Genomic DNA, 19,085 nt, shown 5'->3' with positions numbered 1-19,085 from the left:
GGTTTGTGGCCTTCGTTCGGCGCGCGCGGCGCATGACGAAAGTTTCACCCGGCTAAAACCCACGGCAGCATCAGCCTTTTCATGCAGGCCCCGGTCCCACAAGTCAAAACTCCGGCAGCTTCGGCCCGCTTCCATGGGCTCCCGCCCATACAAAAAAGCCCCGGCGTGGGCCGGGGCTTCTAAAGGTCTGAAGCAGCCGCCGATGGCGCTTACTTCGGGTTGCCGCTCTCGTCGAAGGTGGCGAGGTAGGCCAGCACGTTGGCGATGTCTTCCGGCTTCTTCAGGCCGGGGAAGGCCATCTTGGTGCCGGGCACGAGGCCCTTCGGGTTGGCCAGCCACTGCGTCAGCAGCGCCTCGGTCCAGGCCGGGTTCGTTCCGGCGAAGGCCTTCAGCGCGGGCGAGAAGTTGTAGCCTTCGACGCCGGCGACGGCCTCGCCGATGATGCCGTTCAGCTCTGGGCCGACTTTGTTCGCTGCACCCGCGCCGACGGCGTGGCAGGCCTGGCACTTCTTGAACACGTTGGCGCCGGCCTTGGCGTCTCCCGCGGAAGCGGTCTGCGTCGCGGCCGGGGCGGCGGGCGCGGCAGCGCCCTGCTGGGCAGGGGCAGCGGCCGGTGCGGCTGGAGCCGGGGGCGCAGGGGCGGCTGGTGCTGCTGGTGCCGGTGCGGCCGGAGCCTGAGCAACAGGGGTGGCAGGCGCTGCTGCAGGGGCGGCAGGCGCCGCGGGTGCCGTTGCCGGAGTGCCGGCAGGTGCGGGGGCCGCCGGTGCCGGGGTGGCGGCCGGTGCCGCCGGCGAAGCAGGTTCAGGCGTCGAGGTTGCCGGAGCTGCTGCGGCCGACGCAGGGGCAGCGGCATCGGCAGCCGGCGGGGCGGCATCGGCGGTCGGGGCCGCGCCATCTGCCGCAGGCGCGGCGGCAGCGTCAGCCGGGGCGGCCGCAGCCGGATCCGGCAAGGCGGCCGGGCTGGCGGCGAGGGTTCTGAGGTAGGCGATCAGGTCGGCACGGCCCTGCGGATCCTTGAGGCCGGCAAAGCCCATCGCGGTGCCCGGCACGTACTGCTTCGGCGCCTTGATGAAGTGGTAGAGGTGATCATAGTCCCACTTGACCGAGCTGCCCTTGGAGAAATCCTTCATGGCGGCGGAATAGGAGAAGTCGCCGATCGAGGCGATCGGGCGGTTGACCACGTCCCAGAGATGCGGGCCGACCTTGTTCGGGCCGCCTTCTTCGCCGCTGTGGCAGGCCTGGCACTTCTTGAACTCGGCCGCGCCCTTCTCGGGATTGGCCGAAGCGAGGAGCGTCGCGATCGGCGGATCCTCCGCGACGGCCGCCGCGGCGCCTTCGCCGGCAGCCGGAGCCTCAGCGGCGACGATCGTGTAGCCGGAAGTCTCCGGTGTCTCGGAATGATAGATGCCGCCCGCGAGCAGGCTTCCGCCGAAAACGAGGAAGACCGTCGCCAGGACGGCGCCGGCAATCTTGTTGAACTCGAAAGAATCCATGGACAGAGCGGCTCCCGGGTCGATGAGGCCGTCTGTTGCGGCCGTTTTGGCACTGAGCAGAAGACGCGTGAGACCCGGTCTTTTGCGGATTGAGGGCAACATCTGTAGAAGGCGCTGCGAAGCAACCTTTTGACACTCCGGTGCCGATCATTCAATCCGCTCCTTAGCATCTTTCCAAGTTTCGCCGTCATCCATGTTTCCCAGGGCCCCATGTCCATCCTGATCCTGATCCCGGCCCGCATGGCCTCCACCCGGCTGCCGGGAAAGCCGCTCGCCGACATCGCCGGCCGGCCGATGATCGTCAGGGTCGCCGAACGTGCCGCGGCCGCCGGCATGGGCCGGGTCGTCGTGGCGACCGACACCGAAGCCGTGCGCGCGGCGGTGACCTCGGCAGGCTTCGAGGCAGTAATGACGCGCGCCGACCATCCGTCGGGCTCGGACCGGATCTTCGAAGCGCTGACGAGCCTCGACCCCGACGGCTCGGTCGAGACCGTGATCAACCTCCAAGGCGATCTGCCGACGATCGAGCCGGAGGCGGTCCGCCAGGTGCTTGCGCCGTTCGAAGATCCGCGCTGCGACATCGCGACGCTGGCGGTCGAAATCCGGTCGGAGGCCGACCGCGTCAACCCGAACATCGTCAAGCTGGTGGGGTCTCCGATCGCGCCGACGCGGCTGCGGGCGCTCTACTTCACCCGGGCGACCGCCCCTTGGGGCGATGGGCCGCTCTACCACCACGTCGGCATCTACGCCTATCGCCGCGCCGCGCTGGCGCGCTTCGTCGCCTTGCCGCCCTCGACCCTCGAGAGCCGCGAGCGGCTGGAGCAGCTGCGGGCGCTGGAAGCCGGCATGCGGATCGACGCCGAGATCGTCGACACCGTTCCGCTCGGCGTCGACGCGCCGGAGGACCTCGAGCAGGCCCGCCTTCATTATCATGCCACCGCTGGAGCTGCCCGATGAGCCGCAACAACCTCATCGCCTTCCAGGGCGAGGCCGGCGCCAACTCCGATACCGCCTGCCGCAACATGTTTCCCGACCGGGTGCCGCTGCCGTGCCCGTCCTTCGAGGATGCGTTCGCCGCCGTAACCAATGGCGAGGCGGATCTCGCGATGATTCCGATCGAGAACTCGATCGCCGGCCGGGTCGCCGACATCCACCACCTCCTGCCGATCTCGGGCCTGAAGATCGTCGGGGAGTATTTCCTGCCGATCCGCTTCCAGCTGATGGTGCTGCCGGGCGTGTCGCTCGGCGAAATCCGCAGCGTCCACAGCCATATCCATGCGCTCGGCCAGTGCCGCGCCATCATCCGCTCGCATGGCTGGAAGCCCATCGTCGCCGGCGACACGGCAGGCGCCGCGCGCATCATTTCCGAGGCCGGCGACCGCAGCGCGGCGGCGCTGGCGCCGCGCCTTGCGGCCGAGCTTTACGGGCTCGAGATCGCCGAGGAGAACGTCGAGGATGCCGACAACAACATGACCCGCTTCGTCGTGCTGTCGCGGCCGGGTCCGGAAGACGATGCGTTATGGACGGCGCGCGACGCCGGCCAATCGCCTGTCAGCCGCAACGTCGTCACCACCTTCGTCTTCCGGGTCCGCAACATCCCGGCAGCGCTCTACAAGGCGCTCGGCGGGTTTGCCACCAACGGCGTCAACATGACCAAGCTCGAGAGCTACCAAATCGGCGGCAGCTTCTCGGCGACGCAGTTCTACGCAGACATCGAAGGCCATCCGCACGATCCGGCTGTCGCGCGGGCGCTGGCCGAACTCGCCTTCTTTTCGGCCGAGCTCGCCGTCGTCGGCGTCTACCCCGCGGCCCCCGACCGCCAGCAGTTCCTGACGCCGGCGGAATAGCTGCCGTCAACGCGGTCGACTGAACGTGTTCAGTCGACGAGACGGCTGGGCCAGCTCAGTCGACGTGCCAACTGAGCACCCTCAGTCGACGAGGTCGACGAAGGCTTGCGCCAGATGGTGCGCGATGGCGAAGGGTTTGGGCGCGGTGAGGCCGTCGGGATGCGTCTCGGCGATCATCGCCCGGACCTCGTCGCGGCCGAACCAGCGGCAGTCCTCGAGTTCCACCGTGTCGAAGTGGATCTCGGTCGAGGTGGCAAGCGCCATGCAGCCGATCATCAGCGATCCCGGGAAGGGCCAAGGCTGTGAGGAGTGGTATCGGACCTCGCCGACGGCAATTCCGGCCTCCTCCATCGTCTCGCGCCGCACCGCCTGTTCCAGCGTCTCGCCGGGCTCGATGAAGCCGGCAAGGCAGGACCACATCTTCTCGGGGAAGCGCGGCGAGCGGCCGAGCAGGCAGCGGCCGGCCCCGTCGTGGATCAGCATGATCGACACCGGATCGGTCCGCGGGAACTGTACGTCGTCGCAGCCGGGACAGCGGCGCCGGTAGCCGGCGGCATCGGGCAGCGTCGGCGTCCCACACTTGCCGCAGAACCGGTTGCGCGCGTGCCAGTTCAGGAGATGCTCGGCCTGGCCGAGCTGGCTTTCGGTGTCGGCGTCGAGCAGGCGTCCGGACGCCAGCGCCCGCAGGGGTTCGGCCCCGATGCCGGTCTCCTCCTCCGGCGGCAAGGTGAGGGCCATTGCGGCAAGGCGCGGCCCGAGCCCGTCGGGATCGTGGCCGAGAAGGACGATGTCGCCATCCCCCGCCAGCGCCACGGCAGCGGCGGTGTCAAAGCGCGGATCGACGCTGCCGGCATCGCCGCGGCACAGCCAGCGCCCCTCGTGCATCAGGTAGACCCGGGCCAGCGGGTCGGCGAGCGCATTAGCCAGCGTGTCCGGCAGACGGTTCTCGCCATCGCGGACGAGGCGGTTGCCGGCAAAGCCGAGCGGCACGGTGCCCTCGGCCCTCACGGCGCGAGCACTCCCTCGCGGATCGTTCGCACGAACGCCTCTGCCGCATCCGGCGCGTAGGGAACGGCGGTGCCGACACCCCAGACCGGGCCCGGCCAGGCCGTATCGCCGGCGCGCCGTGCGATGACGTGCATGTGCAGCATCGGCACGACATTGCCGAGCGCGCCGAGGTTCATCTTGTCGGCCATCACCGTCTCCTTCAGACATTTGGCGACGAGCGCGGTCTCGAAGGCCAGCATCGTCTGGTCGAGCGGGCTGAGGTCGTGCACCTCGGTGATGTCGTGGCGCTTCGGCACGAGGATCAGCCAGGGCCAGCGGCTGTCGTTCATCAGCCGGAGGTCGCAGAGACCGAGCGGGGTGACGGGCAGCGTGTCACGGGCGAGCCGGGGGTCGAGTTCGAAGCCGCGCATGGGGGGATCCGTCGGAGGAAGGGGAGATGTCCACCATCTAGAGTCTCCCGGCCAAAAGGGGAATCGGTCTTCGCTGCAAAACATCAGGCTTCCCGGGGTATTGTGCCGCCGGGGAGGGGCAGCATCGCGATCTCGGCGATGACCGGATGCGGGTCTTGCGTTTTGGCGGCAAAAGCGCGATATGAGCGCCGGGAGGTTGGTGGTGGACGAGCCACTCGCCAACCGGGTCAGATCCGGAAGGAAGCAGCCCCAACGAGCACGGCACGGGTCATCGTGCCAGCCTCCCACCTTTTTCCTTCCTGCTGTAAACATGCTGCCGCGGTACTGGCCGGTCCCCTCGGGACTACGGCCTGCGGAATCGTGGTCGTGCCGCGCGTCACGAGATCCGCAGCAGCACGGGCAGGATCCCGGCCTGCTGCAGCGTCTCCACCACCTCGAAAGCTGGTATGGCGACGAAGAACACCATGCCATCGGTCAGCGTCCGGTAGACCAGGCGCGTGCGCACGGTCAGCTCAGTCTTGTCGCGAAACTGGCCGAAGCGCGGAAAGAAGCGCGGAACAGCGTCGAGATAGGCCTGGTAGGCCGCGCCGAACTGCACCGACAGGTACTGCTCCTCCCGGCGGATGACGATCAGGAAGCTCGCGATGCAGGCGACAAGGAAGATCAGCGCCAGCAGGATGCTGCCGGTCTGCGCGCCGACACCGGCCGCCGCGATCGAGGAAAACACGTAAAGCGGGTTGCGGGTGATCGAGTAGGGGCCGGTCGAAACGATCTCCGACGCCTTGCGGCCACCGATATAGAGCGTGCACCAGATCCGCCCGAGAATGCCGACGACGATCAGGCCGCGGCCGATCGCCTCGACATATTCGTGGAACTGTCCGTCCGAGCTCGAGCGCACCACCAGCAGCAGCACGAAGGCGATGCCGATCAGAATGGCGAGCGCCAGACGGCGAAAGGACTGGTATCGGGACAACGCCATGGAACGCTCCTGGGGGACATGCGCCCCCCGGCGGAGGTCTGCATCGGCAAATCGTCTGCGGCGCGCGTTGCCGCGAAGGCTGTTGCAGCGCAACGGCGGCAGATGCGCGGAACTCGTGGCCGCATTGCGGCGCTTCAAAAGCTTGCCGTCTTGCTCTACCCTTGCCTTGCAATCTTCCGGCAGCCGTTCCAGATGCGCTGCAGCACCGTATCGCCATACCCGCGGCCTACAGGGCGCTCCCAGTGTTCGTTTCAACGCGACGTTCGTGCTGCGATGTGCCGCAGAATTAACGGAGCGCAGCGGTAACCGAAGGACGACTGCCGAGGATGGACGATCAGGAAAAACCCGAGATGGCCGAGGCCTACCGCGTGCTCGCGCGGAAATACCGGCCGACCAGCTTCGAGGACCTGATCGGCCAGGAGCCGATGGTGCGCACGCTCACCAACGCCTTCGAGACCGGCCGCATCGCGCAGGCCTGGATGCTGACGGGCGTCCGCGGCGTCGGCAAGACGACGACCGCCCGCATCCTCGCCCGCGCGCTGAACTACGAGACATCGGAGATCCACGAGCCGACGATCCACATGCGCACGCCCGGCATTCACGACCAGGCGATCATGGAGGGTCGGCACGTCGACGTGGTCGAGATGGACGCGGCCTCGCACACCGGCATCGACGACATCCGCGAGATCATCGCCCAGGTGCGCTACCGCCCGGTCTCGGCGCGCTACAAGGTCTACATCATCGACGAGGTCCACATGCTGTCGACGCAGGCCTTCAACGGCCTGCTGAAGACGCTGGAGGAGCCGCCGGAGCACGTGAAGTTCGTCTTCGCGACGACCGAGATCCGGAAGGTGCCCATCACCGTCCTCTCGCGATGCCAGCGCTTCGATCTCCGCCGGGTCGACGCGGCGACGCTGATCGGCCATCTCGGCCGGATCGCCAAGGCCGAGAACGTCGAGGCCGAGGACGACGCGTTGCGCCTGATCGCCCGCGCCGCCGAGGGCTCGGTGCGCGACGCGCTGTCCTTGACCGACCAGGCGATCTCGCACGGCGCCGGCGCCATCGGCGCTGAGACCGTGCGCGACATGCTGGGCCTTGCCGACCGCGGGCGGGTGATTGACCTCTTCGAGCACCTGATGCGCGGCGATGCGGCCGCCGCGCTCGGCGAGCTGCGGGCGCAGTACGATGCCGGCGCCGATCCCGTCGTGGTGCTCGCCGACCTTGCCGACTTCACCCATCTCGTGACCTCGCTGCGCTTCGTCCCGGATTCGGCCGATGACGCGACGCTGTCGCCCGCCGAATCGGGGCGGGGCCTGGAGCTGTCGAAGACGCTGTCGGTGCGCACGCTCTCCCAGGTCTGGCAGATGCTGCTGAAGGCGATCGAGGAGGCGCGCGCCGCCACCTCGCCGCGCCAGGCGGCGGAGATGGCGATGATCCGCATCGCCTATGCCGCGGACCTTCCCTCGCCCGCCGACCTCGTCCGGCTGATCCAGACCGGCGCCGGCCTGCCCGCCGGCACGCCGCAGATCCCCGGCCCGCCAGGAAACGCCGGCGAGGGCGGCGCCTCCGCTGGATCAGCGCCGTCCATGCCGGCCGGCAACGGCATGGCGCGAACGGGCGCGACCGCGTCCGCCGTCTCGGCGCCCATCGCCGCCCAGCCCGCGGCGCCGGTGATGGCCTCGCCGCCGCGGCTGATGCTGGCGGCGCAGGGCCAGCGTCCCGCGGCGCAGCCGGCCCCGCAGCCGATGGAGGCGATGCCCGACATCCGCAGCATGCAGGATCTCGTCGCGCTGTCGGAAAAGCACCGCGATTCGCTGATGAAGGCCTCGCTGACGCGCTACATCCGGCCGGTGAAGATCGAGCCGGGGCGGATGGAGATCTCGCTGACCGACGGCGCGCCGCGCTCGCTGCCGGGCGACCTGCAGCGGCGCCTGCTCGACTGGACCGGCAAGCGCTGGGTCGTCACCATTTCCAACGAGGCGGGCGCGCCGACCATCGCCGAGGCGGCCGAGGCGCGCCACACGGCGCTCGTCACCGACGCGATCGCCGATCCCGAGGTCGCCGCCATCCTGCAGCAGTTTCCGGGCGCCAAGGTGATCGACGTCCGGCTGCGCGGCGACGCCGCCGCCGAGGCGGAAGCGGTCGAGACCCTTTATCCCGGCAGCGCCGGCAGTGCCGACTTCACCCCCGAGCCGCCGCTCGAATCCGACGACGACGACGATTTCTGAGGAGAAATGACGTGAAAGACATCCTGGGCATGATGAAGCAGGCGAAGGCCATGCAGGAAAAGATGCAGGACCTCCAGCAGGAGATCGCCGACATCTCCGCCACCGGCCAGTCCGGCGGCGGCCTCGTCACGGTCCGGCTGAACGGCCGCACCGAGCTGGTGCAGCTCAACATCGATCCCTCGCTGATGAAGGAAGACGAGAAGGACATCCTCGAGGACCTCATCGTCGCCGCCCATGCCGACGCCAAGGCCAAGCTCGAAGTGGTGATCCAGGAGAAAACGCAGGCGCTGACCGCCGGCCTGCAGCTGCCGGGCGGGATGAAGCTGCCGTTTTAGGCGGGTTCGGGGAAGGGGTGGCGTTGCGGTGGCGGTTGCTGGCGCGGCGATGACACTTCGCGGTTTCGGCCTAGGCTAGGGAACGTTGACAGGCCTGGCGAAACCTCAACGCTTCGTCATCCCGGGTCAAGCCCGGGATGACGAAACTGAAGCGGCTTGCGTCCTGTCCCCCACGCCGCAAGGCGGCGCCCTCCGGTTCCGCCCAAATGCCCGAACAACAGCCTCGCTGAATCCTATCGGTCGGCACCGTGCCGCCCGCCCATACCGCTCTTACCTCCACTGCGATTGATCCCATGGCAAAACCCATCGCCGGCCCCGAGATCGAGCGGCTGATCCAGCTGCTGGCAAAGCTCCCCGGCCTCGGGCCGCGGTCGGCGCGGCGGGCGACGCTGCATCTCGTGAAGCGCAAGGAGCAGCTGCTGGGGCCCCTGGCGCAGGCGATGAACCAGGCGCTGGAGCGGGTGCTGGTGTGCTCGGTCTGCGGCAATATCGACACGCAGGACCCCTGCACGATCTGCCGCGACCATGCGCGCGACCAATCGCTGGTGGTGGTGGTCGAGGATGTGTCCGACCTCTGGGCGCTGGAGCGGGCAAAAGCCTTGAACGCCGGCTACCACGTGCTGGGCGGCGTGCTGTCGCCGCTCGACGGCGTCGGGCCGGAGGACCTCACCATCCCGCAGCTGGTCGAGCGCATCGCCAAGGGCGCGGTGCGCGAGGTGATCATCGCGGTGAACGCCACCGTCGAGGGCCAGACCACAGCGCACTACATCACCGACCAGCTCGCCGGCTTCGACGTCAAGATCACCCGCCTCGCGCATGGCGTGCCGGTCGGCGGCGAGCTGGACTATCTCGACGAGGGCACGCTGTCAGCCGCGATGCGCGCGCGGACGGCGTTCTGATGCGGAAACGATCTGGAAAACCTGTGGGGAGGAACTTCCGATGACGGCGACGAGCCTTGCCACCTATTGCCTGGCGCTGGCCATCGCCGCCGCCATTCCGGGCCCGGGGGTCGTTGCCCTCGTCGCGCGTTCGCTCGGCTCGGGCTTTCGGCACGGAATGGCCTTCCTCATGGGACTGGTGCTGGGCGACGTCGCCTACCTCACCGCGGCCTGCCTTGGCCTTGCCATCCTCGCCGAGACCTTCGGCGAGGTGTTCACCGTGATCCGCTACCTCGCGGCCGCCTATCTTCTCTACCTCGCCGTCGCCCTCTGGCGCTCGGCCGGCACGGTGGGGCGGATCGAGGCGATGGCCTCGGAGAAAAAGACGAAGAGCTTCATGGCCGGCTTCGTGATCACGCTGTCGAATCCGAAGACCATCTTCTTCTACCTCGCCTTGCTGCCGACCCTGCTCGACCTGTCGAAGGTCGGCCTTCGCGATTTTGTGGTGCTGGTGCCGGTGACCGCCCTCGTGCTCTTCGCCGTGCTCACGCCGTATGCGGCGCTTGCTTGGCGCGCCCGCGCCACGCTGCGCCGACCGGAAATGCTGGCGCGGCTCAACCGGTCGGCCGCGGCGATCCTTGCCGGGGCCGCCGTCTGGACCGTGATGCGAAGGGTTTGAGGACATGAGAGCGAAGATGAGAGCGCGCTTTGCCGCTGTGGCCTTGCTGATGCTGGCGCCCGTCGCCGCGTCGGCGCAGGGGACCTCGGTCGACAAGGGGTTCCAGGCCTTCCTCGAGAAGGACATCTGGCCGGCTGCAAAAGCGCGCGGTGTCTCCCGCCGCGTCTTCGACGACGCCTTCCAGGGCGTGAAGCCGAACCTCAAGCTGCCGGACCTTCAACTTCCCGGCGATACCGCCAAGGTCGAGGAGAAGAACCGGCAGGCCGAGTTCCAAAGCCCCTCGGCCTATTTCGACGAGAAGAGCATTTCCGGCGTTGCCGCCAAGGGGCGGGTGCTCGCGAAGACGCATGCGGCGGTGCTCGCCCGCATCGAGAAGCGCACCGGCGTGCCGGCGGCGGTGATCCTCGCGATCTGGGGCCGGGAATCCGGCTATGGCGCGGCAAAGATCCCCTACAACGCCTTCGAGGTGCTGGCGACGAAGGCCTATCTCTCGCGCCGCAAGGACATGTTCCGCACCGAGCTCCTCTCGGCGCTCGACATCGTCGCCGACGGCCATCTGACGGTCGCCGACATGCGCTCCTCCTGGGCCGGGGCGCTCGGCCAGCCGCAGTTCATGCCCTCGAAATTCATGGCCTATGCCGTCGACCAGGATGGCGACGGGCGCCGCGACATCTGGAAGTCCGTGCCCGACACGCTGGCCTCGATCGGCAACTATTTGCAGCAGTCCGGCTGGGTCGCCGGCCGCGACTGGGGATACGAGGCGAGCGTGCCCGCGGGCGTCTCCTGCACGCTGGAGGGACCGGACCAGGGACGGCCGATCGCCGACTTCACCAAGGGCGGGGTCACGCGCATCTCCGGCAAGGCGTTTCCATCGGGCGAGGCGCGGGCGACGGGGCATCTGATGATGCCGGCCGGCCGGCTCGGCCCGGCCTTCATCGCAACGCCGAATTTCTACGTCATCAAGACCTACAACAATTCCGACCTCTACGCCCTCTACATCGGCCAGGTCGCCGATCGCATCCGCGGTGGCGGGGCTTTCGAGGGCTCATGGAAACGGGTCGAGGGCATGACCCGCGGCGACGTGGCCCGGCTACAGGAGCGGCTGGTGTCGCAAGGTTACGACGTCGGCGGCGCGGACGGTCTGCCGGGCTTCAAGACGCGGCGGGTGATCGGCATGGTGGAGAAGAAGCTCGGGCTTCCGGAGACCTGCTGGCCGAGCAAGGGCCTGGCCGCCAAGTTGAGAGGCTAGCCGATCTCCCCCCTTGAGGGGGAGATGTCCGGCAGGACAGAGGGGGGCGCCATAGGGCGCCGAGGTCTGAAGCTCTGCCTATCACGGCCGCCGGACAGCGCTGTGTTTGCGAAATGCGTTCAAGCAGATGTTTGCGGCAGTTCGCCCCCCTCTGCCTGCCGGCATCTCCCCCTCAAGGGGGGAGATCGACCATCGCTTCACTCCGCGATCTGTCGCGCGACCAGCGGCTCGGCCTCGCCGAGTTCGACGAGCGCGATCTTCTCGCCGCGCTTCAGCAGCTTCTCGGTCGAGACGAGGATCTGGTCGACGTCCCGTCCGGTTTGCGTGAAGTGCGTCCGCAGCGCCGCAACCCGTGCGTCGAGGCGGCCGAGGTCGTCGGTGAGGAGGCGCACCTCCTTCTGGATCAGGCCTGCCTCCTGGCGCATCCGGGCATCGCGCAGGATCGCCTGCACCACCTGGATCGACAGCATCAGGAGCGAGGGCGAGACGATCACCACCCGCGCCCGGTGCGCCTTCTGGACGATGTCGGGAAAATGCTCGTGCAACTCGCCGAAGATCGATTCCGAGGGCACGAACAGGAAGGCGGTGTCCTGCGTCTCGCCGGGGATGAGGTACTTCTCCGCGATCGCCTTCACATGCACGTCCATGTCGCGGCGCAGGCGCTGGGCCGAGAACAGGCGGTGCGCCTCGTCCTCCGCCTCGCGGAAGGCCGACCACGCCTCCATCGGAAACTTCGCGTCGATGGCAAGCGAGGGCGCGCCGTTGGGCATCGAGATCAGGCAGTCCGGCCGCTTGCCGTTGGACAGCGTCGCCTGGAAGGTGAAGGCGCCGAGCGGCAGCCCGTCGGCGACGATCGCTTCCATCCGCCCCTGGCCGAAAGCGCCGCGGGTCTGCTTGTTGCTAAGGATGTCCTGCAGCCGCACCACTTCGCCCGCAAGGTCCGAGATCCGCCCTTGCGCCCGGTCGATCATCGCCAGCCGCTCGGCCAGCGCCGAGAGGCTCTGCTTGGTCTCCTTGGTGGTGTCGAGAATGGATTGGCCGACCCGGTTCGACATCCCGTCGAGCCGCTCGGCCAGGGTGCGCGCCATGTCGGCCTGCCGCTCGCCGAAGATTTCCGCCATGGTCTGCATCCGCCCGGTGACCTCGGCCTGCGAGCGCAGGATGGCGTCGAGCCTGTCGGAGGACTCGGCCGACAGCGCCTCCATCTCGCGCCGCAGCCGCGAGCGGCTGGAAAGGAGCATCAGGACGGCGACGGAGAGGGCGAGGCAGAGCCCGGCCAGCGCCGCGGTGCCGACGCTGATCACATGGCCGGAGAGGACGAGCAGCGGGGCATCGAAGGCATCGAGGGCGGAGGACATCCCTGAGCCATAGCGCGGAAACCGGGGGCGGGCTAGATCAAAACGGGAACGGATGCGGCGATCCGCTGTCGGACAACGTCTCTGGGGACGCGGGGGCAGGGGCTTCGGATTGACGGTCCCGCCGGCAGGCATTAGGTGAGCGCGATGACGATCAAGCCCCTCATCATCCTGCCCGATCCGGTCCTGCGCCAGGTCTCCCGCCCCGTCGAGACCGTCGACGCAGCGCTCCGCGCGCTCGCCGACGACATGCTGGAGACGATGTACGATGCGCCGGGCATCGGCCTTGCCGCGATCCAGGTCGGCGAGCCCTTGCGCATGTTGACCATCGATCTCTCCGGCGAGGACGAGGAGAAGGCGCCGCGCGTCTTCCTGAACCCCGAGATCCTGTCGTCCTCCGACGCGCGCTCGACCTACGAGGAAGGCTGCCTGTCGATCCCCGACTATTACGCCGAGGTCGAGCGGCCGGCGACGGTCGTGGTCCGCTATCTCGGCCTCGACGGCCAGCAGCACGAGGAGGAGGCGAGCGGGCTGCTAGCGACCTGCCTGCAGCACGAGCTCGACCACCTCAACGGCGTGCTGTTCATCGACCACATCTCGAAGCTGAAGCGCGAGATGGTGGTGAAGAAGTTTACGAAGTTGGCGCGGCGGGGGTGAGGAGCGGCCTGGGGTAGAGGGAGCTGCGTTGCGACGCGTCAGTTTCGTCATCCCGGACTTGATCCGGGATCCATTCCAAGCCGTTGAACATGCTGGCTGAGGGTTGACCTTCCCGGACGTTCTGAACCGGACTGCGATTGCACCGCAGAGGAATGGATCCCGGATCAAGTCCGGGATGACGAAGCGGAGAGGTGAGCGGCCTGTCGCAACCATCGGGTTGCTGCCACATCATCTTCGACGTCGTCCCTGTCCTTCCATGCCAACTTTGCCAAAACCGGAGACCACCCCCTCATGCCGCTGACCGTCGTCTTCATGGGCACGCCGGCCTTCTCCGTGCCGACGCTCACCGCCCTGTCGGACGCCGGGCACCGGATCGCCGCCGTCTACACCCAGCCGCCGCGCGCCGCCGGGCGCCGGGGCCTGACGCTGACGCCGTCGCCGGTGCAGGTGGAGGCCGAGCGGCTGGGATTGCCGGTGCGCTCGCCGCTGTCGCTGAAGGATCCGGCGGAGATTGCCGCGCTGACGGACCTGAAAGCCGACATCGGCGTCGTCGTCGCCTACGGCCTGCTGCTGCCGCAGGGCGCGCTCGATGCGCCGCGGCACGGCTGCCTCAACGGACACGCCTCGCTGCTACCGCGCTGGCGCGGGGCCGCGCCGATCCAGCGGGCGATCGAGGCGGGCGACCGGGCGACCGGCATGATGGTGATGCGGATGGAGGCCGGGCTCGACACCGGCCCGGTGGCGATCACCGAGGAACTCGCCATTGGCGACACCGAGACCGCGGGCGAGCTGCACGACCGGCTGTCGGCGGTCTCGGCCGCGGCGATGGTCGAGGCGCTGGCAAGGCTCGAGGCGGGGACGCTGACCTTCGAGGACCAGGATGCGATGGCGCAGCGTACCGGCCGGCAGATGGTCTACGCCCGCAAGATCGACAAGGCCGAGGCGCAACTCGACTTTACCGCCAGCGCCGAGGCCGTGGCGCAGAAGATCAACGCCTTCTCGCCGTTCCCCGGCGCCTGGACCACGCTCGACGTCGGCGCCGGCCCTGAGCGGGTGAAGTTTTTGCGGGCGGCGGTCGAGACTGGACGGGACTGCGCGGCGATGGGCGCGCTTCTCGACGACCGCCTGCTGATCGCCGCGGCAAACGGCGGCGCCGTGCGCGTGCTCGACCTGCAGCGCGCCGGCGGCAAGCCGATGCGGGCCGCCGATCTCCTACGCGGCACGCCGCTGCCGGCCGGCGGCCGGGCCGGCTGATGCCCCGCTACAAGCTGACCATCGAGTATGATGGCACGCGCTATGTCGGCTGGCAGCGGCAGAAGAACGGCTATTCCGTGCAGGAGGCGATCGAGACGGCGCTGGCCGGCTTCATCGGCGAGGCCGTGACGATCTTCGGCGCCGGGCGCACCGATGCGGGCGTCCATGCGTCCGGCCAGGTCGCGCATGTCGACTTCGCCAAGGAATGGGAGACCGACACGGTGCGCGACGCGATGAACGCGTTCCTGCGCCAGGAGAGCGTCTCGATCCTTTCCGTCGACCGGGTGCCCGATGGTTTCGACGCCCGCTTCTCGGCGCGCAAGCGGCATTACCTCTACCGCATCTTCAACCGCCGCCCGCCGCCGGCGCTGCTGGCGGGACAGGTCTGGTGGGTGTGGAAGCCGCTCGACGTCGCCGCGATGGACACGGCTGCGAAGCTGCTCCTCGGCACGCACGACTTCACCACCTTCCGCTCCACCCATTGCCAGGCGAAGAACCCGGTCCGGACGCTCGACCGGCTCGACGTGGTGAAGGGGCCGGGCCACGAGGTGCACATCCACGCCTCGGCGCAGTCCTTCCTGCACAACCAGATCCGCTCGCTCGCCGGCTCGCTGAAGCTGATCGGCGAGCACCGCTGGACCGGCGACGACCTCGTCGCGGCGCTGGAATCGCTCGACCGCAAGCGCTGCGGCCCGGTCGCCCCGCCGGACGGCCTCTACCTCACCCAGGTCGATTACAACTGACGCTCCCGCAAGCGGGAACGGCACTCTGACCCTCCTGCCTTCGGGAACGGCATCCCGACGTCCGCGCCTGCGGGAACCGCACCCCAGACGCTTCCTGCCGCCTGGAACGGCGCGAGCCTGTCCTTGGTGACGGCAACGTCCTAACCACCATGCCCTTGCCGCCTGGACAGGCCCTGCAAAAAGACGATGCCTGCCATGCAATCGCTGGCTAGGTGCGCCGGCATCGGGCCGCTATCGCTAAGTCTTACCTTCTAAAAGGCCCTGCCCGACCGCATCAGATCCGCCTCCTGTTTCGGGCGCTGGTCGTCCCGTGGCGAGGCCCGGAGACCGCCCGTGACAGAGATCTCCGCCGTCGAGGCCGCCACGCTTCTGCCCGCCAGCAACACAGTGCCGCAGGTCTCACGCCGCACCGGTGCGCTGACCGAGCTGGCGCTGGCCACCGGCAGCTTTGCCATCGGCACCGGCGAGTTCGCGATCATGGGCCTGCTGCCGAACGTCGCCGAAGGGCTGTCGATCTCGACGCCCGAGGCCGGGCATATCATCAGCGCCTATGCGCTCGGCGTCGTCATCGGCGCGCCGGTGATCGCGGTCGCCGCCGCCAAGCTCAGCCGCCGCTTCCTGCTGCTGTCGCTGGTGGTGATCTTCGCGCTGGCCAACCTCGCCAGCGCGCTGGCGCCGACCTACGGCTCGCTGCTGGTCTTCCGCTTCCTGTCGGGCATGCCGCACGGCGCCTATTTCGGCGTCGCCGCGCTCGTCGCGGCGTCGATGGTGCCGCACCACAAGCGGACGCAGGCGGTCGGCCGGGTGATGCTGGGGCTGACGGTGGCGACGCTGATCGGCACGCCGCTCACCACCTATGTCGGCCAGGTGTTCGGCTGGCGCTCGCTGTTCGCCATCGTCGGCGCGATCGCGGTCCTCACCTTCGTACTGGTCTGGACACTGGTGCCGCAGGACAAGGTCAAGGAGGGCGCGAGCCCGATGCGCGAGCTCGGCGCGTTCCGGCGCAGCCAGGTCTGGTACACGCTCGGCATCGCCGCCATCGGCTTCGGCGGCATGTTCTCGGTGTTCAGCTACATCGCCGACACCGCCATGCAGGTCGCCGGCATGGACGCGTCGAGCGTGCCGCTCATCATGGTGCTGTTCGGGGCCGGCATGGTCGGCGGCAACATCGTCGGCGCCTGGCTGGCGGACCGCTCGCTGATGGGCACGATCGGTGGCATGCTGGTGGTCGACACGATCGTCCTCATCGTCTTCGCGCTGACGGCCTCGAGCCCGGTGATGCTGTCGATCTGCGTCTTCCTGATCGGCTGCGGCGTCGCCGTCGGGCCGGCGCTGCAGACCCGGCTGATGGACGTCGCGGGCGACGCGCAGACGCTCGCCGCCGCCCTCAACCACTCCGCCTTCAACGTCGCCAACGGCCTCGGCGCCTGGCTCGGCGGTCTTGCGATTGCCAGAGGCTACGGCCTTGCCGCGACCGGCTGGGTCGGCGCGGTGCTGGCGGTCGGCGGCTTCCTCATCTTCCTCCTGGCTGTGGTCAGCGAGCGGCGCGCCGGTGCACGGCAAGCCTCTGCCGCCTGATCAGATCAGCGCGACGCCGGTCACGTCCATCACCGCGCCATAGGCGAGGAGCGAGGTCACGATCATCAAGGCCACGACGGCGATCGCCGCCGGCAGGTCCCGGCCGATCGCCGATGCGGCAAGGCGGATGGTGAGGACGATGGAGCCGAGGCCGACGGCGTAGCCGATTCCGTCCATCACCGGGTTCGGCCCGGTGGCGTAGAGCAGCAGCCAATAGGGCGCGAACAGCCAGGCGAGCAGCGCGCCGCCCCAGTTGGTGGCGACCACCAGCGGCACGATCTTGCGGCGGAAGCCGATCGATTTTGCCAGTACCATCAGCACCAGTACCGGCAGGATCCAGGCCAGCGCATCGGCCAGCGCGTGCGCCGCATAGATCATCACCGGCCCGGCATCGGTCGGATGCCCCGCGCGCTCGCTGGCCTCGTATTCGATCCAGGACAGCACCAGCGGTGGGGCCGAGACGATCATCGCGAAGAACGAGGTCCAGAAACCGTCGGCCGAGAGATCAAGCCGTCGCAACCCTTCCGGATTTCCCGCCATCAACTGCGCCGAGCCGGCGAAATACTGCAGCACCTCACTGACGGTCGGCGTCGTCTCGGGTGTGGGCGGGGAGCCTGCGGGAAAGGACGACGTCATGGGTATCCGCCAGCGAAGCGAGAGAAGCATCCGCTCTATTGGCCATGCCGGCGGCCTCTTCGACAAGCCCCTTGCGCAGCCGTTGTCACAAACGGGAGCGCGGCTGATGAGGATGGTTTTTCCACAGGCAATGGATTTCGGGCCAAGCCTCGCGCCATGTTTGGCGGCAATAGTTGCCAAAAGGTTGCAGTCCGGTGCACAACGTGATCGGCGCCCCGCTGGGGCCGCGCCTTGCCTTCTCGCTGCCATGATTGGCACCGATCTGAATTCATGAACGATCTTTAACGTTCTCGGAGAACAGCATGCGATCAGCAACGAAAATGCTTCGGCGGTCCGTCGCCCCTGCCAGCTTTCGTCCGATCGCCCTGATCGCTCTCTCCGCCCCGTTCTTCCTCACGGCCTGCGTCTCCAACCAGGCGGGCACCAAGACCAGCTCGCTGGAGCCGAAAAACCAGTCGGGCACGCCGAGCGTCGATGCCTATGGCTACGCGCCGGTGCGGATCGCCGCGTTCAGCGATGGCCGCCGCGTCGCCCAGCCCTCGCAGAAGCCCGACGCCGCCAAGCTCGCCGCCAAGCTCGCCGCCGCGCCGCCGGCACCAGCGCCGGCGCCAGTTGCCACCACCGCCGCCGCGGGCAAGACCGCGCGCCTTTCCGCCGCAACGCCGGCAGCGTCGGCCGCGGCCGAGCCGGCCGTCGAGGTCGCGGCCTTGCAGGCGGATGTCGCCGAGCGCAAGGCGACGACGCTGGCGCCCGAGATCCTCGTCATCGCGCCGGACGATCTCGTGGCCCGCGCCGCTTTGGTCGCAGCGCAGAAGCGCCCGTCGGCGCTCGACAACGTCGCAGCGGTCGCCACCGCGCTGAACCCAGTCAACGCCGTGCCGGCGACCGTTGCCGCCGTCGCCGATACCGCCGTCGCGGTGAAGACCGCTGCCGTCGAGACCAGCGCCAAGGCCTACACCGTCGTCACCGAGCGTTTTGGCGATACGTTCGGCGGCAAGGACACCATCACCGGCAGTGCGTCGATCGACAAGATGATCGAGCAGGCTGCGGCCGACAACAACATCCCGAGCGAGCTCGCCTATGCGGTCGTGCGGGTGGAAAGCCATTACAACCCGAAGGCGCGGGGCAGCGGCGTCTACGGCCTCTCCCAGATCCAGCCATCGACGGCCCGCAGCCTCGGCTTCTCCGGTCAGGCCTCCGATCTCTACGACCCCGAAACCAATCTGCGCTACGGCATGAAGTATCTCGCCGGCGCTTGGAAGCAGAGCGGCCACGACGTTTGCGGCGCCGCGATGAAGTACAAGGGCGGTCACCGCACCACCGTCATGAGCCGCTCGGCCGCCGCCTATTGCGCCAACGTCAAGCGCCATATGGCCGCCATCGAGCGCCGCCGCGGCCCGGTCAATGCCGGAACGCTGGTCGCCGCCAACGAACGCCAGCGTCAGGTCGACGTCGCATCCAACCCTGCCACGATCCGCGCCCGGGCCGCGATCGCCTCGGTCCGCAAGGGCACGGTCGCCCAGGCCGCGACGGCACCGGTCGCCGTCGCCAGTTCGGTGACCGCCGCGCCCGCCGCCCCCGGTGCGATCGCGCCGCTGCCGGGCGTGCGCCAGAGCATCGCGCCCGTCGCGGTCGCGGCGAGCGAGGGTGGCCGTGGCGGTCGTATTCTCACCTCGGCCAAGCCAATGGCCGCCTCGCTCGCCTTCGACGAGTAGGCTCTTCTTCAATAAGCCGACGACGCCGTCCGGGTCCTGCC

General features: G+C 68.6%; 18 protein-coding genes and 1 other RNA gene. 13 read left to right on the top strand and 6 right to left on the bottom strand.

From position 1 onward, the window contains the following. Positions 1–209 precede the first annotated feature (209 nt). Positions 210–1,493 (bottom strand): c-type cytochrome, encoded by a 1,284-nt coding sequence (locus tag ACZLZQ_RS02495; RefSeq protein WP_472947972.1) that lies wholly within the window; start codon positions 1,491–1,493, stop codon positions 210–212. A 210-nt stretch (positions 1,494–1,703) separates the two neighbouring features. Here ACZLZQ_RS02495 and ACZLZQ_RS02490 point away from each other — a divergent pair, with 210 nt between their 5' ends. Next, positions 1,704–2,450, top strand: a complete 747-nt coding sequence (locus tag ACZLZQ_RS02490; RefSeq protein ID WP_472947971.1) for a 3-deoxy-manno-octulosonate cytidylyltransferase — start codon at positions 1,704–1,706, stop codon at positions 2,448–2,450. Next, complete coding sequence (locus tag ACZLZQ_RS02485; RefSeq protein ID WP_472947970.1) at positions 2,447–3,340, top strand: prephenate dehydratase; 894 nt, start codon at positions 2,447–2,449, stop codon at positions 3,338–3,340. Before ACZLZQ_RS02490 ends, ACZLZQ_RS02485 begins: the two co-directional genes overlap by 4 nt. Positions 3,341–3,421: 81 nt before the next feature. On the opposite strand, the gene nudC is transcribed toward ACZLZQ_RS02485, so the two are convergent. Beyond that, positions 3,422–4,348 (bottom strand): NAD(+) diphosphatase, encoded by a 927-nt coding sequence (gene nudC, locus ACZLZQ_RS02480; RefSeq protein ID WP_472947969.1) that lies wholly within the window; start codon positions 4,346–4,348, stop codon positions 3,422–3,424. After that, the gene (locus tag ACZLZQ_RS02475; protein ID WP_472947967.1) at positions 4,345–4,758 is read right to left on the bottom strand and encodes an HIT domain-containing protein; all 414 of its coding nucleotides are present in this window, start codon (positions 4,756–4,758) and stop codon (positions 4,345–4,347) included. Before ACZLZQ_RS02475 ends, nudC begins: the two co-directional genes overlap by 4 nt. A gap of 191 nt (positions 4,759–4,949) precedes the next feature. Here ACZLZQ_RS02475 and ffs point away from each other — a divergent pair. Then, an RNA gene (gene ffs / locus ACZLZQ_RS02470) (signal recognition particle sRNA small type) lies at positions 4,950–5,046 on the top strand. Between the two features lie 88 nt (positions 5,047–5,134). On the opposite strand, the gene ACZLZQ_RS02465 is transcribed toward ffs, so the two are convergent. After that, a complete protein-coding gene (locus tag ACZLZQ_RS02465; RefSeq protein ID WP_472947965.1) occupies positions 5,135–5,737 on the bottom strand; it encodes a methyltransferase family protein in 603 nt (200 codons plus the stop codon). Positions 5,738–6,063: 326 nt separating this feature from the next. On the opposite strand from ACZLZQ_RS02465, the gene ACZLZQ_RS02460 reads away from it, so the two are divergent. From ACZLZQ_RS02460 to ACZLZQ_RS02440, 5 genes are all read left to right on the top strand, one after another. After that, a complete protein-coding gene (locus ACZLZQ_RS02460) occupies positions 6,064–7,965 on the top strand; it encodes a DNA polymerase III subunit gamma/tau (RefSeq protein WP_472947964.1) in 1,902 nt (633 codons plus the stop codon). Between the two features lie 11 nt (positions 7,966–7,976). After that, the gene (locus tag ACZLZQ_RS02455; RefSeq protein ID WP_472947963.1) at positions 7,977–8,300 is read left to right on the top strand and encodes a YbaB/EbfC family nucleoid-associated protein; all 324 of its coding nucleotides are present in this window, start codon (positions 7,977–7,979) and stop codon (positions 8,298–8,300) included. A gap of 293 nt (positions 8,301–8,593) precedes the next feature. Continuing rightward, complete coding sequence (recR, locus tag ACZLZQ_RS02450; RefSeq protein ID WP_472932139.1) at positions 8,594–9,199, top strand: recombination mediator RecR; 606 nt, start codon at positions 8,594–8,596, stop codon at positions 9,197–9,199. A 40-nt stretch (positions 9,200–9,239) separates the two neighbouring features. Next, positions 9,240–9,857, top strand: coding sequence for a LysE family translocator (locus ACZLZQ_RS02445; protein ID WP_472947962.1), 618 nt, complete (start codon positions 9,240–9,242; stop codon positions 9,855–9,857). Between the two features lie 16 nt (positions 9,858–9,873). Further along, positions 9,874–11,106 carry a lytic murein transglycosylase gene (locus ACZLZQ_RS02440; RefSeq protein WP_472947960.1) on the top strand — a complete coding sequence of 411 codons (1,233 nt, stop codon included), beginning with the start codon at positions 9,874–9,876 and terminating at the stop codon, positions 11,104–11,106. Between the two features lie 197 nt (positions 11,107–11,303). Here the strand turns inward: ACZLZQ_RS02440 and ACZLZQ_RS02435 are convergent, their stop codons facing one another. Continuing rightward, positions 11,304–12,464 carry a DNA recombination protein RmuC gene (locus tag ACZLZQ_RS02435; protein ID WP_472947959.1) on the bottom strand — a complete coding sequence of 387 codons (1,161 nt, stop codon included), beginning with the start codon at positions 12,462–12,464 and terminating at the stop codon, positions 11,304–11,306. A 144-nt stretch (positions 12,465–12,608) separates the two neighbouring features. On the opposite strand from ACZLZQ_RS02435, the gene def reads away from it, so the two are divergent. The 4 genes from def (at position 12,609) to ACZLZQ_RS02415 (ending at position 16,693) form a co-directional block, all read left to right on the top strand. After that, a complete protein-coding gene (def, locus tag ACZLZQ_RS02430; RefSeq protein WP_472947958.1) occupies positions 12,609–13,118 on the top strand; it encodes a peptide deformylase in 510 nt (169 codons plus the stop codon). A 291-nt stretch (positions 13,119–13,409) separates the two neighbouring features. Continuing rightward, positions 13,410–14,372 (top strand): methionyl-tRNA formyltransferase, encoded by a 963-nt coding sequence (fmt, locus tag ACZLZQ_RS02425; RefSeq protein ID WP_472947957.1) that lies wholly within the window; start codon positions 13,410–13,412, stop codon positions 14,370–14,372. Continuing rightward, positions 14,372–15,115, top strand: a complete 744-nt coding sequence (truA, locus tag ACZLZQ_RS02420) for a tRNA pseudouridine(38-40) synthase TruA (protein ID WP_472947956.1) — start codon at positions 14,372–14,374, stop codon at positions 15,113–15,115. Before fmt ends, truA begins: the two co-directional genes overlap by 1 nt. Positions 15,116–15,457: 342 nt before the next feature. After that, positions 15,458–16,693, top strand: coding sequence for an MFS transporter (locus ACZLZQ_RS02415; protein WP_472948432.1), 1,236 nt, complete (start codon positions 15,458–15,460; stop codon positions 16,691–16,693). Here the strand turns inward: ACZLZQ_RS02415 and ACZLZQ_RS02410 are convergent, their stop codons facing one another. Further along, positions 16,694–17,329: a hypothetical protein gene (locus ACZLZQ_RS02410; protein ID WP_472932146.1), complete on the bottom strand. Its 636-nt coding sequence runs from the start codon at positions 17,327–17,329 to the stop codon at positions 16,694–16,696. Positions 17,330–17,649: 320 nt separating this feature from the next. Between ACZLZQ_RS02410 and ACZLZQ_RS02405 the strand changes: the two genes are divergently transcribed. Further along, positions 17,650–19,044, top strand: a complete 1,395-nt coding sequence (locus ACZLZQ_RS02405; RefSeq protein ID WP_472947955.1) for a lytic transglycosylase domain-containing protein — start codon at positions 17,650–17,652, stop codon at positions 19,042–19,044. Positions 19,045–19,085 lie beyond the last annotated feature (41 nt).

Source organism: Mesocryomonas lacus, assembly GCF_055730105.2.
This window is presented reverse-complemented; position numbering and strand designations above follow the sequence as displayed.